We start from the raw sequence: 20,714 nt of genomic DNA on the forward strand, positions 1-20,714 counted from the left end.
TAATACTGTGATACACATCACATAATGTTTGCTTTTTAATTTATTACATTTGATTGCTATGTTACTTTTTATTGCTTGCCAAACGTAGTAAAGCTTGGCTAAGCTTAGGGTCGCTTATAAAGTCAGCAGCACTACGAAGTAATTCCTGTGTTTCTGCATTTAAGGCTCTTTCAGGTGTTGCTGAAACAGGTGATGTTTGCGAAGGATTCCGCAAGCAAACTTGAAGTTTAGTGAGATCTGTTAATTCATTTATTTGAGAGAGTTGTGAAATGTATTGCTTTTGAAGATAGGCCAATTGACTGATCATGGCCTGGTTTTCACCGGTAATCGTTAACACACCATTTTGATAGCAGACAACTTGCCAGCGTTCCGGTTGGGGCAATAGCGGTTGTACGAGTTTCGTAAGTTTCTGCCAGGCAGCGACTTGTGATGAGAGAAACGAAAAGTTTCCTGTTTTTATCTGTTTTCTTGTTTGTTGAAAAACGTTGACAGGTTCCGACATACATGATTCCTACATATTTATGTCTTAATCTTATGCGCTTCTTTTAGTGGATATCAAGGATAGAGATCTTCAAGGAACTCGATTAAAGCAGTTTAGAGAGGTTTTTTATGCATATGCGACGTATTTTGTTGGCATTTTCTTTATCAGTTTCAGCGGCTTCGGTTGCGTTCGCAGATTTAGTCAATCTAAATCAAGAAAATGGTTCAACAGATCGTATCGAGCAATTGACGCGTACTCTGGCACAGGGTGCATATACTCATCCAGATGATATCGATATTCCAGCACAGACTAAATTGAATGTTCAACTTCGTGAGAAACCAGTTGAACTGAACAATCGAACGCTTGCTCAGAAGTATGCCAATACTTCATCCAATAAAGCGGCAGCAAACAGTGCTTATTCTTGGCTAATTTCTCATCCTTTACCTAATTCTCGCGTAAGTTCAAATTACGGTGGCCGTACCATGAGTGGCCGTGCTGAAAATCATTCAGGCCTTGATCTTGCAGCGCCAAGTGGTACACCAATCTATGCAACAGGTCCAGGAATTGTGACCAAATCAGGTTGGGGCACAGGTTATGGTCAATACGTTGAAATCAATCATGGCAATGGCTATTTAACGCGCTATGCCCATGCTTCACGTCTTATTGCACGTGTGGGAGAGCAGGTGCAAGCAGGTGATCATATTGCCAACGTTGGCTGTACTGGTCGCTGTACCGGTCCACACTTACATTATGAAGTAGTAAAAGACGGTCAACGTAAAAACCCATCTACTTATTTGGCCATGTTACCTTAAGTATAGACCTGAATAACAAGAAGCATCTCTATACATAAAAACCTCCAATAAGCATTTTAAAGCGTTTAAACTGCAGGCTCTTCAAGTCAACTTGAAGGGCTTTTTGTTTTATCACTTTTAAGTCTCATATTATCACCAACTATTATAATGATTGTATAATAAATCGCCTTTATTGACTATTTTTTGTTATGTAGTGTAATTATACGTCACCCATCATTTAGTTCCTAAATAGTACTGCTAAATCGCATTCAGCTAAGGCCATACCTGCAGAGGTCTTAAATATGGTACATATAAGACATTAGATTAGGCTTTTAGGAACTGTAGATTATGGCGTTTTATGGCGATACAGACGCGCAAGAAACCCAAGAATGGCAAGATGCATTTGACTCTGTTTTGCAGCACATGGGCACTGAGCGTGCAGCATTTTTGTTAGAAAAACTTTATCAACGCGCAATTGCAAAGCATGTTCCTATTCAGCGTTTAAATACTCCCTACTTAAATACGATTTCTGTTGAAGAACAACCTGCAATGCCAGGCGATCAGGATATGGAGCGTCGTATTCGCGCGCTGATCCGTTGGAATGCCTTGGCAATGGTATTACGCGCGAATAAAACCGGTGATGATCTCGGTGGTCACCTGGCGAGTTTTGCTTCTTCTGCAACCCTTTATGATGTGGGCTTTAACCACTTCTTCCGTGCCAACAGCGATAGCTTCGGCGGCGACATGATCTATTACCAAGGTCACTGTGCACCAGGTATTTACGCGCGTTCATTTTTAGAAGGTCGTTTGACTGAAGAGCATCTAAATAATTTCCGTCGTGAAGTCGGTGGTAAAGGTCTGCCATCTTATCCGCATCCTTATTTGATGCCGGACTACTGGCAGTTCCCAACCGTATCGATGGGTTTGGGTCCAATCATGTCGATTTATCAGGCACATATTCAAAAGTACCTCATGAACCGTGGCCTGATCAAAGAAGAAGATCGTAAGGTTTGGGCGTATTTGGGCGATGGCGAGATGGATGAGCCGGAAAGCCTGGGTGCAATTTCTCTGGCAGGTCGCGAAAAGCTCGACAACCTGATTTGGGTAGTAAACTGTAACTTACAACGTCTGGATGGTCCGGTACGTGGTAATGGCAAGATCATTCAGGAACTTGAGTCACTATTCCGCGGCGCAGGCTGGCGTGTGATTAAAGTCGTGTGGGGCCGTCATTGGGATCCACTACTGGATAAAGATAAATCCGGCGCACTGAAAGCAGTGATGGAAGAAGCTGTCGATGGCGATTTTCAGCGTTACCAGGTAAAAGGTGGTGCTTACGCGCGTGAAAAGTTCTTCGGCAAATATCCAGAAGCAGCTGAGTTGGTTAAAGATTTAAGCGATGAAGATATTGATAATCTGAACCGCGGTGGTCACGACCCGTACAAAGTCTTTGCTGCTTATGCCGAAGCATGTACAGCCAAAGGTCAGCCGACTGTAATTCTGGCGAAAACCGTGAAAGGTTATGGTTTGTCCGAGGAAATTGAAGCAGTCAATAAAACTCACCAAATCAAGAAGATGCAAATCAATTCTTTGAAATACGTGCGTGACCGTTTCAATCTTCCTTTCACTGATGAACAGCTTGAAGAAGTACCATTCTACCGTCCAAGCGAAAATTCGCCTGAATTGAAATATATGAAGGCACGTCGTGAAGCATTGGGTGGTTATCTGCCTGCACGTCGTAAGGAAAGCGAACAGCTGGCGATTCCTGGACTTTCAGTATTTGATTCGGTCTTGGCCGGTTCAAATGGTAAAGAACAATCCACCACAATGGTAATGGTACGTTTAATCTCTGCACTTCTTAAGGAGAAAGCGATTAAAGACCGTGTTGTTCCAATCGTGCCTGATGAAGCACGTACTTTCGGTCTGGAAGGCATGTTCCGTCAGCTCGGTATTTATGCCGCGCATGGCCAGAAATATACCCCGGAAGACCAAGAACAGCTGATGCATTACCGTGAAGCCAAAGACGGTCACATGTTGCAGGAAGGGATTAACGAAGCCGGTGCGATGAGTGCATGGGCAGCATTGGCGACCAGTTATTCAACCAATAACCTGCCAATGATTCCGATGTATATGTACTACTCGATGTTTGGTTTCCAGCGTATTGGTGATATTGCCTGGGCAGCCGGCGATGCACAGGCACAAGGCTTCTTGCTGGGTGCAACTGCGGGTCGTACGACACTGAACGGTGAAGGCTTACAGCATCAGGATGGTCACTCACACATCTTGGCCAATACCATTCCAAACTGTGTCTCTTATGACCCATGTTTCGGTTATGAATTGGCAGTGATGGTGCATGACGGTTTACAGCGTATGTATGTGAACCAGGAACGTGTGTTCTATTACCTGACTGTGATGAACGAAAACTACGAGCATCCGGAAATGCCAAAAGGTGTTGAAGAAGGTATCAAGCGCGGTATGTACTTGCTTGAAGAAGACGAGAAAGCCACCGTTCAGTTACTGGGTTCAGGTGTGATTCTGCGTGAAGTGATCAAGGCGGCGAAGATTCTTCGTGAGGAATATCAAATTCATTCAAATGTCTACAGCGTAACCAGCTTCAATGAACTGGCACGTGACGGCATGGCATGTGAAGAATACAACCGCTTGCATCCGCTGGCTGAAGACGTGAAAGAAGCATGGGTATCGAAACAGCTCCGCGGTACTGAAGGTATTGTGGTGTCTGCAACCGATCATATGCGTGCTTATAGCGAACAGATCCGTGCTTATCTTCCAGATGGTCGTCCATTCGTAGCGCTGGGTACTGACGGTTATGGTCGTTCAGATACACGTGCCAACTTGCGTAGTTACTTTGGTGTTGATGCTGCCCATATTGTGGTGGCAACTTTGAAAAAACTGGCAGATGAAGGTGAAGTTGATGCGCGCCTGGTAAAAGATGCGATTTCGACTTTCGAGCTTGATACAGATCGTCCAGTAGCTTGGGCACCGCAAGAAACCCCATCTGTACATGCTGTTGCTGACTACAAAGAGGAGAACTAAGCATGCAAATTACGACTCCTGATATTGGTGTAGATAAGGCAACAGTGGCCGAAATTCTGGTCAAAGTCGGTGATACGATTGCGATTGATGACAGCATTGTCTTACTTGAATCTGATAAAGCCTCTGTTGAAGTGCCTAGCACTTCAGCAGGCGTGGTAAAAAGCATTCTGGTCAGCCAGGGTGATGAAGTCACTGAAGGCGCGGTACTGATTGAGCTACAGGCTGAAGACGGCAGCACGGATGTAGTAGAGTCACAGCGAGCAGATGCATCTGAAAAAACTTCAGAAAATACCCCGACCTCATTGCCGGATCAGGAAATCATGCAGGAAATCGCTTCACATCAGCCTAAAGCTTCTGCTGCTCCTGAGGCTCAAGCAAGCTCACAAGTGGTTGATGTTCAAATCCCTGATATTGGTGTAGAAAAAGCCACTGTCGGTGAAATTCTGGTTTCTGTCGGTGATGAAATCGAGGTAGATCAAAGTATCGTAGTGGTGGAATCAGACAAGGCGACTGTTGAAGTGCCAAGTACGGTTTCAGGCACGGTAGAGTCCATCGAGATTAAAGAAGGCGACACGATCAAAGAAGGTGTGGTCATTCTGAAAGTGAAAACGGCTGTTTCGGCAGCACAAGTACAGACAGAAGCACCTCAAGCACCAGTTGCTCAAGCGGCAACCCAAGAGAAAGCAGTTGAAGCGCCACAAACGCCAGCAGCACCTGCAGGTGATGTTGAAGTGAAGGTGCCTGATCTAGGCGTAGACAAGGCGGCTGTGGCTGAAATTCTGGTTCAGGTCGGTGATACGGTTGAAAAAGACCAGAGCATCATCGTGGTGGAATCAGATAAAGCGACTGTTGAAGTGCCAAGCACTACAGCCGGCGTGATTAAAGCCATTCATGTGGAACTGGGTCAAAATGTCTCTCAAGGCATTGCACTGATGACAATTGAAGCTGAAGCGCAAGCAGCTGCTGCACCTGTTGCAGCCAAAGCAGAAGCGCCGAAAGCGCCTGCTGCAAAAGCAGCACCGGCACCTGCTGCATCTTCTACTCAAACAGTCGCGGCGTCGGATAATGCCGATAAGCTGACCAAAGAGCAGAATGTCGCTAACTCGAAAGTCTATGCTGGTCCTGCTGTGCGTAAACTGGCACGTGAACTGGGCGTTGTGCTGGCAGACGTCAAAGCATCTGGCCCACACGCGCGCGTCATGAAAGAAGATCTGAAAGCGTATGTCAAAACGCGTCTTACTACGCCACAGGCGGCTCCTGTAGCCGCTGCTGCTCAAGTCGCAGGTCTGCCAAAACTGCCAGACTTTAGCGCTTTTGGTGGTGTGGAAGAGAAAGCCTTGACGCGTTTGCAACAAGTATCTATTCCACAATTGTCGCTGAATAATTTCATTCCGCAAGTGACCCAGTTTGATGCAGCAGATATTACGGAACTGGAAGCATGGCGTAATGAACTGAAAGGCAATTTCAAGAAAGAAGGCCTGAGCCTGACCATTATGGCGTTCATCATCAAAGCAGTTGCGCACTTGTTAAAAGAAGAGCGTGAGTTTGCTGGTCACTTGGCCGATGATGGTAAGTCAGTCTTGCTACGTAACGAGATCCATATGGGTATCGCGGTCGCAACGCCAGATGGTTTGACCGTGCCTGTGCTGCGTCATCCAGATCAGAAGTCAATTAAACAGATTGCCACTGAGCTAGGAACCTTGGGTCAAAAAGCGCGTGACAAGAAATTGTCGCCGAAAGATCTGCAAGGTGCGAACTTCACTATCACTAGCTTGGGTTCAATCGGTGGTACGGCATTTACGCCATTGGTGAACTGGCCGCAAGTGGCAATTCTGGGTATTTCACCTGCAACCATGCAACCGGTCTGGAATGGTGAAGGCTTTGATCCACGCTTGATGCTGCCGCTTTCATTGTCCTACGATCACCGTGTGATCAATGGTGCAGATGCTGCTCGTTTCACCAACAAGCTGACCAAGCTGCTTAAAGATATCCGTACTTTATTGATCTAAAAAATCATGTATATGCCTTCTATTTTCTTCCTCTGGGAGAAATATAAAGAGGGTGTAAAGAGAAAAACCCTGCTTCGGCAGGGTTTTTTGCTGTTGCATTGAAAAATAATCTATTTGATTCTATACTTGACGCACTTCATTGGGGAGTAGCCGCCTTTTGCGCAAAGCAGAAGGGTGATGGTCAACATATTTGCTCAAACGAGCATGGTCATCATAGCAAAGAACCAAGTTAGCTTTTCCAAGCTTTCTTTTGTTGGCAAGACCTTTGATTTACCACTCTGCAGATTTTGGCTAGCAGGAGCGGTGAGTCATTGGTATTGGATGCTAGCCAGAGAAAGACCTCATGTATGAATTCTTACTGTCGACTGCAATCGTAGCACTGGCTGAAATGGGTGATAAGACCCAACTGCTGGCATTGCTGCTTGCCGCACGTTTTCGCAAACCTGTTCCTATTTTAGTTGCCATTTTATTGGCGACGCTGATTAACCACGGCCTTTCTGCAGTATTGGGACAATGGGTAACCACAGTGATTGGGCCGGAAGTACTGCTGTGGATCGTTTCGATTGGCTTTATCGCGATGGCAGTCTGGATGCTGATTCCGGATGAACTGGGTGATGAAAATGCCAGTATCAATAAATGGCAAAAATTCGGGGTATTTGGTGCAACCTTCATTTTGTTTTTTCTGGCAGAAATTGGTGACAAAACCCAGATTGCCACAGTGGCACTGGCGGCACGTTTCGACAGCGTCTTCTGGGTGATGTTGGGTACTACGCTAGGCATGATGCTGGCCAATGCGCCTGCGGTATTTTTGGGTGATAAACTGGCGAACAAACTACCGATCAGCCTGATCCATAAAATTGGCGCGGCCATTTTCCTGGTCATAGGTGTCGCGACCCTGGTTCAATATTATTTCTTTTAAATTATAAAATAACAAATTGCATGAATCCTGAGCTAAAAACTCAGGATTTTTTATGCTTAAATCCTCTGAAAAGCTTGATAAAGCTCGTGATATGGTCGGTTTTATGGATTGTAAATTCTATTAAATCCTTATATGTTGTATGGGTATAAAACAGCAGTTTTAACTATAAATTGGGGAATTTACATGGTTTTTGAGCGCACCACATCGCAAGTCCTGTTTGATAATGGGACACATAAATGCATTAGTTTTACCAGTCTGGTCAAAGGTGAAGGCGTTCAGGCAAACCAGTTTTTGATTATTGATCATGAGCGCGCAGCGGTACTCGATCCGGGTGGTGATTTAACCTATGTGCCGCTGACCATGGAACTGAATAAATACACCCGCTTGACCCATCTGGACTATGTCATGGCTTCACATCAAGACCCGGACATTATCACTTCCATGCCGCGCTGGCTGGTATATACCGATGCCAAAGTGGTGGCATCCAAGCTGTGGGCGCGTTTCTTGCCGCACTTAAACTCGGCCTTTATGAGCGACCGGATGAAAGGCAACTGGCTGGACCGTCTGGTGGAGCTTCCGGATCATGGTCAAATCATTCCACTGGGCCAATCTCATATTGTGGCGGTACCGGCGCATTTTCTGCATTCGGTAGGGAATTTCCAGTTTTATGATCCGATTGCCAAAATTTTATTTTCAGGTGATATGGGTGCGTCCATGGTTGAAGATGCCGCCAAGCCACTGGAAAACTTTGCCGCGCATATCCCAAAAATGAAAAGCTTCCATCAACGCTATATGTGCAATAACAAGGTGATTCGTCTCTGGGTGAAAATGGTACGCAGCATGGAAACCGAGATGATTGTGCCGCAGCATGGCACACCATTTATCGGCAAAGAGCAGATTACCCAGTTTCTGGACTGGATTGAAACGCTGGAATGCGGCACTGACCTGATGGATGAAACGGTTTTTACCTGTCCTGAATAGTTCACACAAAAAATAATTTTTTTCTTGTGTGGAAAAACAACATTTTTTATATTTCTTCTCCAAAAAACTTTTTTTTGATAATGAGAACTTATAAGAAATGTTGTCTCAAGTTCCAAAACCGGATGCGTGTTTAAGCTGCGGGGCGTGCTGCGCCTATTTCAGGGTTTCGTTTTATTGGGCTGAAGGAATTCATATGCCTGAGCACTATACCGAACCTGTGACAGCAGTCTATTCATGTATGGCTGGAACCAATCAAAAAAATCCACGCTGTATTGCACTTGATGGCACCATCGGCCAGCAGGTCAGCTGTGGTATGTATGAGCAGCGCAGTTCATCCTGCAAAGAAGTGCAGATTGCCGATGAGCAATGCAATAAGGCACGTATTGCACACAATATGTTGCCCTTTGTCCAGATTGAAACTGATGAAGCCGACAATGATGACAGTTTTGAATATGTCAGCTAAATCCATCCAAAGCAGAGCTTAGGCTCTGCTTTTCACTTCATTAAAATGATCGGGGTATATTTTAAAATAGGGAACTTCATGATCGGACGTATTATTGATACTGTTTTAGCACCCACATAGATCTGCGTGTACGAAGCTTGAATAAAAAAATAATTTTGCAATTGCAATGAAATTTAAGCCGATATTTGTTTATAATAGTGCACGGAAATTACCAGTGAGACTGTTATGTTGACCATCGTTCAAGACGCGTTAACCTTCGATGATGTCCTATTACTCCCTGCCTATTCTACTGTTCTTCCAAAAGATGTCTCCCTAAAGACACGTTTAACTCGTGGCATTAACCTGAATATTCCTCTTGTGTCTGCAGCAATGGATACGGTGACTGAGTCCCGTATGGCAATTGCAATGGCGCAAAATGGTGGTATCGGTATTTTGCACAAGAACATGGATATCGCGGTTCAGGCTGCAGAAGTGCGCCGTGTGAAAAAATTCGAAGCGGGTATGGTTAAAGACCCGATTACAGTGACTCCTGAGACCACAGTACGTGAATTGATTGCGCTGACTCAAGCCAATAATATCAGTGGTGTGCCTGTTGTGAAAGACGGCAAAGTGGTGGGTATCGTGACAGGTCGTGATACACGCTTTGAAACCAATCTTGAGCAGCCAGTCAGCAATATCATGACTGGTCAGGATCGTCTGGTGACTGTTCGTGAAGGCGAATCGAAAGAAAATATCCAAGCCTTATTGCAACAGCATCGTATTGAAAAAGTATTGGTGGTCAACGATCAGCAAGAGCTGAAAGGCTTAATTACGGTAACCGATTTCCGTAAAGCTGAATTGTATCCAAACAGCTGTAAAGATGACCTGGGTCGTCTGCGTGTTGGTGCTGCTGTCGGTACCGGTGCAGAAACGCCAAGCCGTGTAGAAGCCTTGGTGGACGCAGGTGTGGACGTGATTGTAGTCGATACTGCACATGGCCATTCTGCAGGTGTAATCGAGCGTGTACGTTGGGTTAAGGCCAACTATCCACAAGTTCAGGTGATTGGCGGTAACATCGCAACAGGTGATGCTGCGCTGGCGTTGCTTGATGCAGGTGCGGATGCAGTTAAAGTTGGGATTGGTCCTGGTTCAATCTGCACCACGCGTATTGTGGCGGGTATTGGTATGCCACAGATCTCTGCAATTGATTCTGTTGCCAATGCACTGAAAGATCAGATTCCTTTAATCGCAGATGGCGGTATCCGTTTCTCTGGCGATATGGCTAAAGCGATTGGTGCGGGCGCAAGCACGATTATGGTTGGTTCATTGATGGCTGGTACTGAAGAAGCACCAGGCGAAGTTGAATTCTTCCAGGGCCGTTACTACAAGGCTTATCGCGGTATGGGTTCATTGGGCGCGATGGCGGGTGCGACAGGTTCTGCTGACCGTTACTTCCAGGACTCCAAGGCCGGTGCCGAGAAGCTGGTTCCTGAAGGTATTGAAGGTCGTGTACCGTACAAAGGCCCAATGGGTAATATCGTACATCAGATGATGGGCGGCCTACGTTCTTCAATGGGTTATACCGGTTCTGCGACGATTGAAGACCTGCGTCAGAATGCTAAGTTTGTGAAAATCACTTCTGCCGGTATGTCTGAGTCGCATGTACATGATGTGACCATTACCAAAGAAGCACCAAACTATCGCGTAGGTTAATTTCCTGTGATTTAAAATTTTAAAAAGCCGTCATGCAAATGACGGCTTTTTTATTTTGGTGTAAAGTGTGACTCAAGGAAAAAAATGGGTGATATCAATCATCCGCTAAGAAGTGAGATAAAGATGAGTTATTTTGGTACGGATGGTATTCGTGGAAAGTTTGGCGAATTGCCGATTACCCCTGAGTTTGCCCTGAAACTGGGATTTGCGGCTGGTAAAGTTTTAAAACGTCATAGTAAAAAATCCAAACCATTGGTGGTTCTGGGTAAAGATACCCGTTTGTCTGGTTATATCCTGGAAGCAGCCTTGCAAGCAGGTTTGAATGCCGCTGGCGTTTATGTTCATCTTTTAGGTCCACTACCGACACCGGCGATTGCTCACTTGACCCGTGCCTTACATGCCAGCTTGGGTATTGTCATTTCCGCTTCGCATAACCCGTATTTTGATAACGGCATTAAGTTCTTCTCTGCGGAAGGTAAAAAATTGCCAGATGCTTTACAAGACGAAATTAATCAGGAACTTGAAAAAGATTTTGTGATTGAAGATACGGCGAATCTGGGTAAAAGTATCCGGGTTAAAGATGCCAACGGTCGCTATATTGAATTCTGTAAATCGACGTTCCCGTATCATCTGGATCTGAATGAACTCACCATTGTGGTGGATTGTGCCAATGGTGCAGCCTATAACGTGGGACCTGCAGTGTTCCGTGAACTGGGCGCACGTGTAATTGCGATTCACAATGAGCCGAGCGGTTTAAATATTAATGAGGGCTGTGGTTCAACGCATCCGGAAAGCTTGCAACAAGCCGTGATTCAACATCAAGCGGATTTGGGTATTGCCTTTGATGGGGATGCTGACCGTGTGGTTCTCGTAGATAAAGCCGGTAATCTGATTGATGGCGACCATATTCTTTATATTCTTGCGACTCAAAGCTCGAAAAAACCGGCAGGTATCGTCGGTACCTTAATGAGCAATATGGCGCTGGAACTGGCGCTGGAAAAAGCACAAGTGCCGTTATTACGTGCCAAAGTCGGCGACCGTTATGTATTGCAAGGTCTGGAAGAAAATGGCTGGGTAATTGGCGGTGAGCCTTCTGGTCATATTCTGACTTTAGACAAGAGCACCACAGGCGACGCCATTATTGCAGCCCTGCAAGTTTTAACCGTGATGGTTGAGCAGAAAAAAGCTCTGCATGAACTTGTGGCTGACTTTAAACTGTTGCCCAATGTCTTGGTCAATGTACGTTTAAATGCCATGTTTGATCCTTATTCAGTGCCTGCACTGGCAGCTGAATTTGAAAAAGCCGAACAGCAGCTTAAAGGTCGTGGCCGTTTATTGATTCGTAAATCTGGCACAGAACCTGTCATTCGTGTGATGGTCGAAGGCGATGATCTGGCTGAAGTTACCACACTTGCAAACAGCCTGGCAGATGCTGTGCGTGCCAATGCCGCTTAACAGGAACATAGATGATGAGTGATCTGATCAAGGATCTGAGTGAACTACGCCTGAATTATGAAAAAGGCGAGTTACAGGAACAGCAAGTCAATCCGAATCCACATATGCAGTTCCTGCAATGGTTTAACCATGCACTGGAAGCAAAATTGCATGAACCCTATGCCATGTCTTTGGCAACAGCCAATGCACAAGGTCGTCCGCACGTGCGTACGGTATTGCTACGTGGAGCGACTGAAGCGGGCTATGACTTTTATACCAACTATGATAGTCAAAAAGGTCTGGATCTGGCTGAAAATCCTTATGCCGAACTGTTGTTGTACTGGCAGGATCAGGAGCGCCAGATTCGTATTTCAGGTCGTGTAAAGAAAATATCGGAAGAAGAATCGACCGATTATTATCATAAACGTCCACGAGAAAGCCAGATTGCTGCACATATCAGTACCCCGCAAAGTGGCGTCGTGGCCAGTCGTGAGGAATTGCAGCAACGTTTTTGGGATTTGCATACCCAGGTCGCGAATCAGCAACAGTTGGACAAGCCGGTATTCTGGGGCGGTTATCGTCTAGAACCCGATTATTATGAATTCTGGCAGGGTCGTCCCAACCGTTTGCATGACCGTTTAAGTTATCGCAAAACCGATGCCGGCTGGACTTTAGAGCGCTTAATGCCATAACCATGCAAAAACTGGAAATCAAACAACGTCCATTGCTGACACGCCCTGAAAATTTACCGGGCGTCCCTGCATTTGTGGCCGAGATTCTGGCTCGTCGTGGGGTGGAATCCGAGCAGGAACTTGAGCTCAAGCTGAAGCATTTGCTGGCACCGACCATGAAAGGCTTGCCTGAAGCCATTCAATTGATGGATCAGGCGATTGATCATGGCCAGAAAATCGTGATTGTCGGCGATTATGATGCCGATGGCGCGACCAGTACTGCACTCATGGTGCTGGCACTGCGCGATATGGGCGCCAATGTTGAATATCTGGTACCAGACCGTTTTAAATATGGGTATGGATTGACGCCCGCAATTGCAGATCTGGCCTTTGTCAATTTCACGCCTGATTTACTGCTTACCGTGGACAATGGCATTTCCAGCCATGACGGAGTCAAACAGGCACAAGATCATGGCATGCAGGTGATCATTACCGATCATCATCTAACGACCAAGCCGACACCAAAAGCCGAAGCGGTGGTTAATCCGAATCAGCTCGGTTGCGATTTCCCGAGCAAGGCCTTGGCCGGGGTGGGGGTGGCATTTTATGTGCTGGCCAATCTGTCGACCCATCGCAAGAAACTGGGGAAATCCTGTACGGTAATTACCAATTATCTTGATCTGGTAGCGCTCGGTACCTATGCCGATGTCGCCAGTCTGGACTATAACAACCGGATTCTGGTTGATGCAGGTCTGAAACGCATTCAGCAAGGGCAGTGCCGTGCAGGAATCAGTGCACTGCTGGATATTGCCAAACGTGACCCTGCTGGTCTAAAAGCCCAAGATCTCGGTTTTGTTCTGGGCCCTCGAATTAATGCGGCTGGACGGATGGAAACCATGGACATCGGCATCGAATGTCTGCTGGCTCCTGATCTAGCAATGGCCTATCCACTGGCTGAACAGCTGAATCAGCTTAATGTCGAGCGCCGTCAGGTGGAAGGCAAAATCAAGCAGGACGCTTTAAACGAACTTGAGAAAATCCAGTTAGATGCGACGGCATTACCTGCTGCGCTGATCATGTTCGAACCACATTGGCATCAGGGAGTGATCGGGATTGTAGCAGGGCGTTTAAAAGAGCAGTTCCATCGTCCGAGTATTGTTTTTGCCGCGGATCAGGATGGGATTCATATCAAAGGTTCGGCGCGTTCGATTGAAGGTATTCATATTCGTGATGCGATTGAACAGGTGGCAGAGCAATATCCTCATTTAGTCAGTCATTTTGGTGGCCATGCAGCAGCAGCCGGTTTAACCCTGAAAAAAGAAAATTTCGCCGAGTTTAAGCAGGTCTTTGAAGTACTGATTGGTGCGATGGATGAGGATTTATTCACTGCGACTTTATGGACGGATGGAGAGCTGCCAGCTTCTGCTTTTCACATTGAAACAGTCGATTTATTACAGAATTTAAGTCCATGGGGGCAAAAATTCCCCCAACCGATTTTTGATGGTGTGTTCAAAATCATGGACTATCGCTGGCTTAAAGATGTGCATCTTAAGTTACGTGTGGCGTTGGAGAATGGGCAGGTCGTGGATGCGATCGCTTTCAATGCAGCGGATAAATATGACTTTGACCCGATGAAAGATACACGATTGGTCTATGAGCTGGATAAAAATGTATTTAATGGCAATATCAGCTTGCAAATGCGGATTATCCATTTAGAACAATAGGCCATAAAAAACCGCTCGAGTGAGCGGTTTTTTTTGCTTTTAATCGGAGAGATTAGAAGCGGAAAGTACCGTTAATACCGAAAGAGTCAGCACCGTCAGTAGTTGTATAGTTCACGCCAGCTGCAATTGCAGGTGTAAAGAATTTTTGTGCGCGTAAACCAAATACTGTATCTGAATCATCTTCTGTAGAATCCGCGATTGATACACCCACACTTAAAGTTGGATCGATATAAAGATCAGCGCCTAAACGATAAGTTGTTTCATCACCGAAATAAGTTAAACCTTCAAAATTGGCAAAATGATTACCAATCTGAGTCACATATTTTGCACGTAAAGATAGTGCAGTATCATCACCTACAGTAACAGCATTTAAGAGGTTAGGGACAAAACCATAATTTGCTACCTGAACTGGATCAACGCTTTCATTAGCTGCACCAGCTGCTAATAGTAGGCCATTAACTGGTAAGTAACCAACTTCAAAAGCATAGCCAGTATTGTCTTCACCAGCAAAGTCAACCTGGTTAATAGTGCCGCTTACATAAAATTGAGTATTTGGAATATAAAACTCGCCACTTACACCAAATACATCAATATCCTCATCGCCATCACCGCTTGCATTTGCATAACCTAAGCCAATATTGCTTGCTTTATTTAGGAAAGCCGCTTCTGCAAGTGGAGAGTTCTTAACTTGAACAGTGTTTAAGTAATATTTTCCATTGATGAAAAATGTATCTAGATCCCCAACATTATCAATATCTGTATTTTCATACCCGACATTAAGTTCAGCTTGGTAAGCATGTGCAGTTCCCAGGCCAGCAAGAAGCGCTGTAGCAAGAGCAAGTTTCTTAAGCATTTAGATTTCTCTCTTTGTTATAAAAATATGACTGTTTGATGAACAGTTGTAACAAATTGTACAGTTTATATTCGCCCCGTCAATGTGCAAAAAATACCTAAATGCTTGTTAAGAGTGCAATAAAAAAACCCATCCGAGGATGGGTTTCTATGCATGACTAATTTTTGGTTTTAGATTAGAAGCGGTACTTCGCTGCTACACCAAAGGTATTGTAGTCATTGTTAAACTGTTCGCCAAAGCCGACACGGCCTTCTAAGCTCACTTGCTGGTTAATGAACTTACGTGCATTGATACCAAATTCGCTCTTGTCGGTAATATCATTATTGTGATAATCAGCACCGACACTCAAGGTTTTGTCGATGAAATAATCTGCTGCCAGATTGTATTCATCTAAATCACCAAATGCTGCACCTGCTTCCAGGTTGATGTCTTTACCGTTGCTTAATGTCGTTACATATTTAGCACGCAATGTTGGATCTACGCCATCATCATTGTCGTTATCCCAACCTTTCACACCCGCCGCAATCAATAGACCTGGCGCTGGCAGATAACCGACTTCAGCTGCATAGGTGGTTAAATCATTTTCTAGATCATCATTGTCTTGCAGATCATGGCCATTGACGTTACCGCTTAAGTAGAAGTCAGAATTCGGTACGAAGTACTCTGCACCTACGCCATAACGATGCGCTTCAGAATCACCAATTTCATTATATTGATATTGCGCACTCACGTTGCTAGCACGATCAAGGAATGCTGCTTCTGCTAATGGTGCATTACGTGTTTGAACTGGATTGAAGTAATATGTACCATCAACGCCGAAAGAACCGCTAGTTCCACCGTTGTCAGGATCAACCACTCCTGCTGATGCACCAATTTCTGCTTGGTAAGCATGTGCTGCTGTACCAGTCATTGCTATTGCTGAAAGTAGTGCCGAAGCAATCGCTAATTTTTTCATGGTTACTACCCCTCAAATCGTGAGTTAAAAACATTACACTTTTTGTTACAACTTTCAGTCTAGAGCAATTCCAAAGATCGTCAATCAAAGGAAAGTTACAGTAATGTGAATAGCGTAATCTTGTGTAATTTTTGCTGAACAAGTGACTGAATAATAAAATTAAATTTATAATGTAGTGTTTTATTAAAAGTGTGTAGATATTGTGGAATCTATTGAATTCGCTGATTTTTTATACAGACCAATAAGAAATCCTAAATTATAAAATCAATTGCAAAATTATATTTCGGTCATAAAACGGGGCTAAAAAGCCGATAAAAATTTCGGATAAAAAGACGCAAAAGAGTCTATGAGATGTTGAAAATTGGATGAGGGAAATACAGGTCTAAATGCTCAAGACATTCGAGCCTTAGACTGAATGGATCGTTAAAATAGCGGAAATAGACTGTGCTATAATATCGGGCTAAGAATTTTGTGCCTAATTTTGATTGAGAGTAATTCACGTGGAAATTAATCCGTATCTAAACCAATTAAAAGACTTAAACGAACGTGGTCAAACACTACGGGGGTATCTTTGACTACGATCTGAAAAAAGAGCGTTTAGAAGAAGTCCTGCGTGAATTAGAAGATCCAACTATCTGGAATGACCAGAGTCGTGCCCAAGCGATGGCCAAAGAGAAAGGCGAGCTTGAAAATGTATTAAATGTGCTGGATCGCTTAAGTACCCAGCTTGAAGATGCACAGGCTTTGCTTGATCTGGCGGTTGAAGCGGATGATGAAAGCTTGCTAGAAGATGTACAGGCTGAACTGAGCACGGCTGAAGAAGAACTGGCCAAGCTTGAATTCCGCCGTATGTTCAATAATCCGATGGATCCAAATCCTTGCTATCTGGAAATTCAAGCTGGTTCAGGCGGTACAGAAGCACAGGACTGGGCGTCTATGTTGCTACGTATGTATCTACGCTGGATTGAACGTCATGGCTTTAAAGCAGAAGTGATGGAAGAATCTGATGGGGATGTTGCCGGGATTAAATCTGCGACGATTCGTGTGGAAGGTGAGTACGCCTATGGCTGGTTACGTACCGAATCTGGTGTACACCGTTTAGTGCGTAAGTCGCCCTTTGACTCGGGCAACCGTCGTCATACCTCGTTCTCTGCCGTGTTTGTGTCACCGGAAGTTGATGACAATATCGAAATTGAAATCAATCCGTCCGATGTTCGTACCGATACTTATCGTGCATCAGGGGCGGGTGGTCAGCATATTAACAAAACAGATTCTGCCGTGCGTTTAACCCATGCACCGACCGGAATTGTGGTGGCCTGTCAGAACCAGCGTTCACAACATGCCAACCGTGACCACGCCTGGAAGCAGTTACGTGCCAAACTTTATGAGCTCGAGATGAGCAAACGTAACGAAGCGGCACAAGCACTGGAAGATTCCAAGTCTGACATTGGGTGGGGTAGTCAGATCCGTTCTTATGTCCTGGATGATTCACGTATTAAGGATTTGCGTACAGGTGTGGAAAATTCCAATACTGGCGCAGTTCTGGACGGTGATCTGGACAAATTTATCGAAGCAAGCCTGAAACAGGGCCTGTAAGAAATCGTTTAAAAGCTGGCGTAACAAAGCTTGTGCAGATTGTGATTATTATATCTAAAATTTTCGATATATAAATCGAAAAAATACGATATAATGGTCGCAGATGCTGAATAAAGTTTCGTTGCGCCACTGATTGTGATGTGCCTATGGACCTTGATCTAATTTTTAAAGCCTTAGCCAATCCGACCCGTCGACAAATTCTGGAGTGGTTAAAATCTCCGGAGCAATATCTGTCTGCGGAAGAGTGTGGTGGCTTTCAACGTGGGGTCTGTGCAGGTCAAATTGAACGTTTGGGCCAGGTTTCCCAGTCCACCATGTCCAATCATTTGTCTGTATTACAGCAGACTGGCCTGATCACTGCGACCAAGCATGGACAGTGGTCATATTTCTCCCGCAATGAAACTTTGATTCAACAATTTATCGAACACCTACAACAACACCTTTAACAGGTGGGAGTAACGATGGCTGAATTAAATTCTCCTTTAACGCTCGGTGCGTTAGAGCTTAAAAACCGTGTCATCATGGCGCCGCTTACCCGTAACCGCGCAACTGCTGATCGCGTTCCAACCCCAATGATGGTTGAGTACTATGCGCAACGTGCAAGTGCTGGCCTGATTATTTCTGAAGCCACAGTGATTTCTGAAGAAGCCAATGGCTATTTAAATACTCCAGGATTGTTTACCGATGCTCAGGTCGAAGGCTGGAAAAAGGTTACTCAAGCGGTTCATGAGAAGGGCGGTCTGATTGTTGCCCAGCTTTGGCATGTTGGTCGTGTATCGCATCCGGATCTGTTAAATGGTGAAACACCAGTCTCTGCAAGTGCAGTACAACAGGCGGGTCATGTCAGCTTGTTACGTCCAAAACGTCCTTATGTGTTGCCGCGTCCGCTGGAAATTTCGGAAATTCATGCCATTATCGAGCAATATAAGCAAGCCGCGATTCGTGCTAAAGAAGCCGGTTTTGATGGTGTTGAATTACATGCTGCCAATGGTTATCTGATTGACCAGTTCTTGCAAAGCAAAACCAATCAGCGTGAAGATGAATACGGCGGTTCAGTGGAAAATCGTACACGTTTCCTGCTAGAAGCAACTGATGCACTGATTGAAGTATGGGGCGCAGATCGTGTAGGGGTGCATTTAGCGCCGCGTTGTGATGACCATGACATGGGCGACAATGATCCACGTGAAACATTTGGCTATGCCATGGAGCAGCTGGGTAAGCGCAAGATTGCCTTCTTCTTTACCCGTGAATATCTGGCTGAAGACAGTATTTCTGAATATATGAAAGAGCGTTCAGGTGGAGTGCCTTATATTGCGAATATGCAACTAAGTCGTGAAGATGCGATTGAGCTGTTGGCATCAGGCAAGGCTGATGCGGTGGCTTTTGGTAGGGCGTATATTGCCAATCCAGACTTGTATGAGCGTTTATTGGTAGATGCACCTTTAAATGAACTCAAACTAGAAAACATGATCGGAACCAATGTCGCGGAAGGCTATATTGATTATCCGACATTGGCTGAAGCAGAAGCTTTAACTACAGTAGAATAATCTAAAAATGAGCCACATTGATTAACATGTTGATGTGGCTCTGCTATATTCTGCTCATTGAATCTTTGGACAGGGGCGCAATGTGGCCACTCCATTTTGGTATAACGCAGCCTTGGCGCTGGTTAAACCCTTATATCAATCGCGTATCCGTAAACGTGCGACCGATCCTGAACAATTACAACAAGAACTGACAGAACGTTTCGGCCCGTTTCAGCCACCCAAAAACCTGCATGCCATCTGGTTTCATGTGGTGTCGGTGGGTGAAACCAATGCTGCCCAACCGTTAATTGAACATTATTTAAAACTTGGCCATCCGGTGCTGGTCACCAATACCACCAAAACCGGTCAGGCACGCGCTAAATCACTTTTTTTAAAAGCGCCTTATCTCGATTTGTTTCAAGCCGTGTATTTGCCTGCTGACCAGAAAACTTTAATTCGTGAATTTTATCAAAAGTATCAGCCGAAACTTTTATTGCTGATGGAAACTGAGCTTTGGCCTAATCTGCTGGATCAGGCACCCCAGTTTAATGTGCCAAGTGTATTATTGAATGCGCGTCTGTCCGAAAAATCCGCCAAAGGCTATGCCAAGGTCAAAGGTTTGACCCGTGGCATGCTCAAGAATTTAACTGGTCTTTTGGCACAGGATACAGCCACCCAGCAACGTTATATCCAGTTGGGAATCGCAGCTGAAAAAACCCAAGTTTTGGGCAATATCAAATTTGATATTACTGCGCCCGAGCGCTTTATTCATCAGGCAGATCAATTGAAACAGGAGTGGCAGTTAGGGGGGCGAAAGATCGTCACGTTAGCTAGTACTCATGCTCCTGAAGAAAAAGAAATTCTGAGTGTTTTAAAAGCTGCTTTAGAAGCTGATCCATATTTGGTCTGTATTGTGGTACCGCGCCATCCGGAACGTTTTGATGAGGTGTTCCAAGCTGCACAGTCTTTGGGATTGAAAATCCAGCGTCGAAGTCTAGGGCAACATATTAAAGCAGATACCCAGGTTTATTTGGCCGATTCGATGGGTGAAATGTGGCTTTGGTATGCTTTGAGTCAGGCATGTTATGTGGGTGGTTCTTTAAATGAACCAGGTGGTGGACATAATATTTTGGAGCCGATTGCGCTGAATGTGCCGACTGTTTTAGGCAAAAACTATTTTAATTTTCAGACTATCGTGGATGAGTTCGTTCAGGCAGACGCAGTCGCAGTGGTGCAGGATGCCCAGCAGGCTGCAGAGGTATTACTGGAACTTTTGCAAGATCAGGTTAAGGCGGAAATCTTGAATGCGGCAGCGCAGCAAATTATGCAGTTAAATACGGGATCGCTTGCCAAGCATATTCAGGTGATTGATCAGTATCTCTAAGTGTGTGCTAGTCATATTCTCAATCTACCTTTCTGAGACAACTGGTCATTCGTAGAAGATTTCTACTTTTAAGGGATTAAAAGTAGCAAAAATCCTTTGCGGTACTGAAGGTACTTCCTGTACCTCAGTACCGCGGGCAACATCCATGTCGCCACACACGATTTCAAATTTGGCGATAATACCT

Annotated in this window: 17 protein-coding genes and 1 riboswitch; of the genes, 14 read left to right on the top strand and 3 right to left on the bottom strand. The window is 45.1% G+C overall.

Annotated elements, in window-relative coordinates; translation table 11 throughout:
- Positions 1-61: 61 nt before the first annotated feature.
- Positions 62-502: a DciA family protein gene (locus tag F995_RS12740; RefSeq protein ID WP_004647242.1), complete on the bottom strand. Its 441-nt coding sequence runs from the start codon at positions 500-502 to the stop codon at positions 62-64.
- Positions 503-609: 107 nt separating this feature from the next.
- On the opposite strand from F995_RS12740, the gene F995_RS12745 reads away from it, so the two are divergent.
- The 10 genes from F995_RS12745 (at position 610) to recJ (ending at position 14,216) form a co-directional block, all read left to right on the top strand.
- Positions 610-1,293 carry a M23 family metallopeptidase gene (locus tag F995_RS12745; protein ID WP_004281322.1) on the top strand — a complete coding sequence of 228 codons (684 nt, stop codon included), beginning with the start codon at positions 610-612 and terminating at the stop codon, positions 1,291-1,293.
- Between the two features lie 327 nt (positions 1,294-1,620).
- Positions 1,621-4,323 (top strand): pyruvate dehydrogenase (acetyl-transferring), homodimeric type, encoded by a 2,703-nt coding sequence (aceE, locus tag F995_RS12750; RefSeq protein WP_004647243.1) that lies wholly within the window; start codon positions 1,621-1,623, stop codon positions 4,321-4,323.
- Between the two features lie 2 nt (positions 4,324-4,325).
- A complete protein-coding gene (locus F995_RS12755) occupies positions 4,326-6,332 on the top strand; it encodes a 2-oxo acid dehydrogenase subunit E2 (protein WP_004647244.1) in 2,007 nt (668 codons plus the stop codon).
- Positions 6,333-6,461: 129 nt separating this feature from the next.
- Positions 6,462-6,602: riboswitch (yybP-ykoY riboswitch) on the top strand.
- Between the two features lie 73 nt (positions 6,603-6,675).
- Positions 6,676-7,251, top strand: coding sequence for a TMEM165/GDT1 family protein (locus tag F995_RS12760; protein ID WP_004281327.1), 576 nt, complete (start codon positions 6,676-6,678; stop codon positions 7,249-7,251).
- A 183-nt stretch (positions 7,252-7,434) separates the two neighbouring features.
- A complete protein-coding gene (locus F995_RS12765; RefSeq protein ID WP_004647246.1) occupies positions 7,435-8,232 on the top strand; it encodes an oxygen-binding di-iron domain-containing protein in 798 nt (265 codons plus the stop codon).
- A gap of 97 nt (positions 8,233-8,329) precedes the next feature.
- A complete protein-coding gene (locus F995_RS12770) occupies positions 8,330-8,695 on the top strand; it encodes a YkgJ family cysteine cluster protein (RefSeq protein ID WP_080591854.1) in 366 nt (121 codons plus the stop codon).
- A 225-nt stretch (positions 8,696-8,920) separates the two neighbouring features.
- A complete protein-coding gene (guaB, locus tag F995_RS12775; protein ID WP_004281332.1) occupies positions 8,921-10,387 on the top strand; it encodes an IMP dehydrogenase in 1,467 nt (488 codons plus the stop codon).
- Between the two features lie 123 nt (positions 10,388-10,510).
- A complete protein-coding gene (gene glmM / locus F995_RS12780; protein WP_004281334.1) occupies positions 10,511-11,842 on the top strand; it encodes a phosphoglucosamine mutase in 1,332 nt (443 codons plus the stop codon).
- 14 nt (positions 11,843-11,856) lie between these two features.
- Positions 11,857-12,513, top strand: a complete 657-nt coding sequence (gene pdxH / locus F995_RS12785) for a pyridoxamine 5'-phosphate oxidase (protein WP_004647249.1) — start codon at positions 11,857-11,859, stop codon at positions 12,511-12,513.
- Positions 12,514-12,515: 2 nt separating this feature from the next.
- The gene (gene recJ, locus F995_RS12790; RefSeq protein WP_004647250.1) at positions 12,516-14,216 is read left to right on the top strand and encodes a single-stranded-DNA-specific exonuclease RecJ; all 1,701 of its coding nucleotides are present in this window, start codon (positions 12,516-12,518) and stop codon (positions 14,214-14,216) included.
- A gap of 52 nt (positions 14,217-14,268) precedes the next feature.
- Here the strand turns inward: recJ and F995_RS12795 are convergent, their stop codons facing one another.
- Both F995_RS12795 and F995_RS12800 read right to left on the bottom strand, forming a co-directional pair.
- Positions 14,269-15,069, bottom strand: coding sequence for a putative porin (locus F995_RS12795; protein WP_004647251.1), 801 nt, complete (start codon positions 15,067-15,069; stop codon positions 14,269-14,271).
- Between the two features lie 175 nt (positions 15,070-15,244).
- Entirely contained in the window at positions 15,245-16,024 is a 780-nt protein-coding gene (locus F995_RS12800; protein WP_004647252.1) for a putative porin, read from the bottom strand.
- A gap of 500 nt (positions 16,025-16,524) precedes the next feature.
- Between F995_RS12800 and prfB the strand changes: the two genes are divergently transcribed.
- The 4 genes from prfB (at position 16,525) to F995_RS12820 (ending at position 20,530) form a co-directional block, all read left to right on the top strand.
- A protein-coding gene (gene prfB / locus F995_RS12805) for a peptide chain release factor 2 (protein ID WP_101627160.1) occupies positions 16,525-17,620 on the top strand; the annotation gives its coding sequence in 2 pieces (ribosomal slippage) (positions 16,525-16,596 and positions 16,598-17,620; 1,095 coding nt in all).
- A 146-nt stretch (positions 17,621-17,766) separates the two neighbouring features.
- Entirely contained in the window at positions 17,767-18,066 is a 300-nt protein-coding gene (locus tag F995_RS12810; RefSeq protein ID WP_004281346.1) for an ArsR/SmtB family transcription factor, read from the top strand.
- Positions 18,067-18,081: 15 nt separating this feature from the next.
- Positions 18,082-19,167, top strand: a complete 1,086-nt coding sequence (locus F995_RS12815) for an alkene reductase (protein ID WP_004647255.1) — start codon at positions 18,082-18,084, stop codon at positions 19,165-19,167.
- Between the two features lie 82 nt (positions 19,168-19,249).
- Positions 19,250-20,530: a 3-deoxy-D-manno-octulosonic acid transferase gene (locus F995_RS12820; protein WP_004647256.1), complete on the top strand. Its 1,281-nt coding sequence runs from the start codon at positions 19,250-19,252 to the stop codon at positions 20,528-20,530.
- Positions 20,531-20,714: the final 184 nt, after the last annotated feature.

Origin of the sequence: Acinetobacter sp. CIP A162 (assembly GCF_000367905.1) — a bacterium.
GTDB classification, from domain to species: Bacteria; Pseudomonadota; Gammaproteobacteria; order Pseudomonadales; family Moraxellaceae; genus Acinetobacter; species Acinetobacter lwoffii.

What these genes read in the sequence shown, in the direction of transcription:
- F995_RS12815 (WP_004647255.1), top strand. Translation starts at nt 18,082, where the DNA reads ATGGCTGAATTAAATTCTCCTTTAACGCTCGGTGCGTTAGAGCTTAAA.
- F995_RS12800 (WP_004647252.1), bottom strand. Translation starts at nt 16,024, where the DNA reads ATGAAAAAATTAGCGATTGCTTCGGCACTACTTTCAGCAATAGCAATG.
- F995_RS12755 (WP_004647244.1), top strand. Translation starts at nt 4,326, where the DNA reads ATGCAAATTACGACTCCTGATATTGGTGTAGATAAGGCAACAGTGGCC.
- recJ (WP_004647250.1), top strand. Translation starts at nt 12,516, where the DNA reads ATGCAAAAACTGGAAATCAAACAACGTCCATTGCTGACACGCCCTGAA.
- F995_RS12760 (WP_004281327.1), top strand. Translation starts at nt 6,676, where the DNA reads ATGTATGAATTCTTACTGTCGACTGCAATCGTAGCACTGGCTGAAATG.
- pdxH (WP_004647249.1), top strand. Translation starts at nt 11,857, where the DNA reads ATGAGTGATCTGATCAAGGATCTGAGTGAACTACGCCTGAATTATGAA.
- glmM (WP_004281334.1), top strand. Translation starts at nt 10,511, where the DNA reads ATGAGTTATTTTGGTACGGATGGTATTCGTGGAAAGTTTGGCGAATTG.
- F995_RS12770 (WP_080591854.1), top strand. Translation starts at nt 8,330, where the DNA reads ATGTTGTCTCAAGTTCCAAAACCGGATGCGTGTTTAAGCTGCGGGGCG.
- F995_RS12810 (WP_004281346.1), top strand. Translation starts at nt 17,767, where the DNA reads ATGGACCTTGATCTAATTTTTAAAGCCTTAGCCAATCCGACCCGTCGA.
- guaB (WP_004281332.1), top strand. Translation starts at nt 8,921, where the DNA reads ATGTTGACCATCGTTCAAGACGCGTTAACCTTCGATGATGTCCTATTA.
- F995_RS12795 (WP_004647251.1), bottom strand. Translation starts at nt 15,069, where the DNA reads ATGCTTAAGAAACTTGCTCTTGCTACAGCGCTTCTTGCTGGCCTGGGA.
- aceE (WP_004647243.1), top strand. Translation starts at nt 1,621, where the DNA reads ATGGCGTTTTATGGCGATACAGACGCGCAAGAAACCCAAGAATGGCAA.
- F995_RS12740 (WP_004647242.1), bottom strand. Translation starts at nt 502, where the DNA reads ATGTCGGAACCTGTCAACGTTTTTCAACAAACAAGAAAACAGATAAAA.
- F995_RS12745 (WP_004281322.1), top strand. Translation starts at nt 610, where the DNA reads ATGCATATGCGACGTATTTTGTTGGCATTTTCTTTATCAGTTTCAGCG.
- F995_RS12765 (WP_004647246.1), top strand. Translation starts at nt 7,435, where the DNA reads ATGGTTTTTGAGCGCACCACATCGCAAGTCCTGTTTGATAATGGGACA.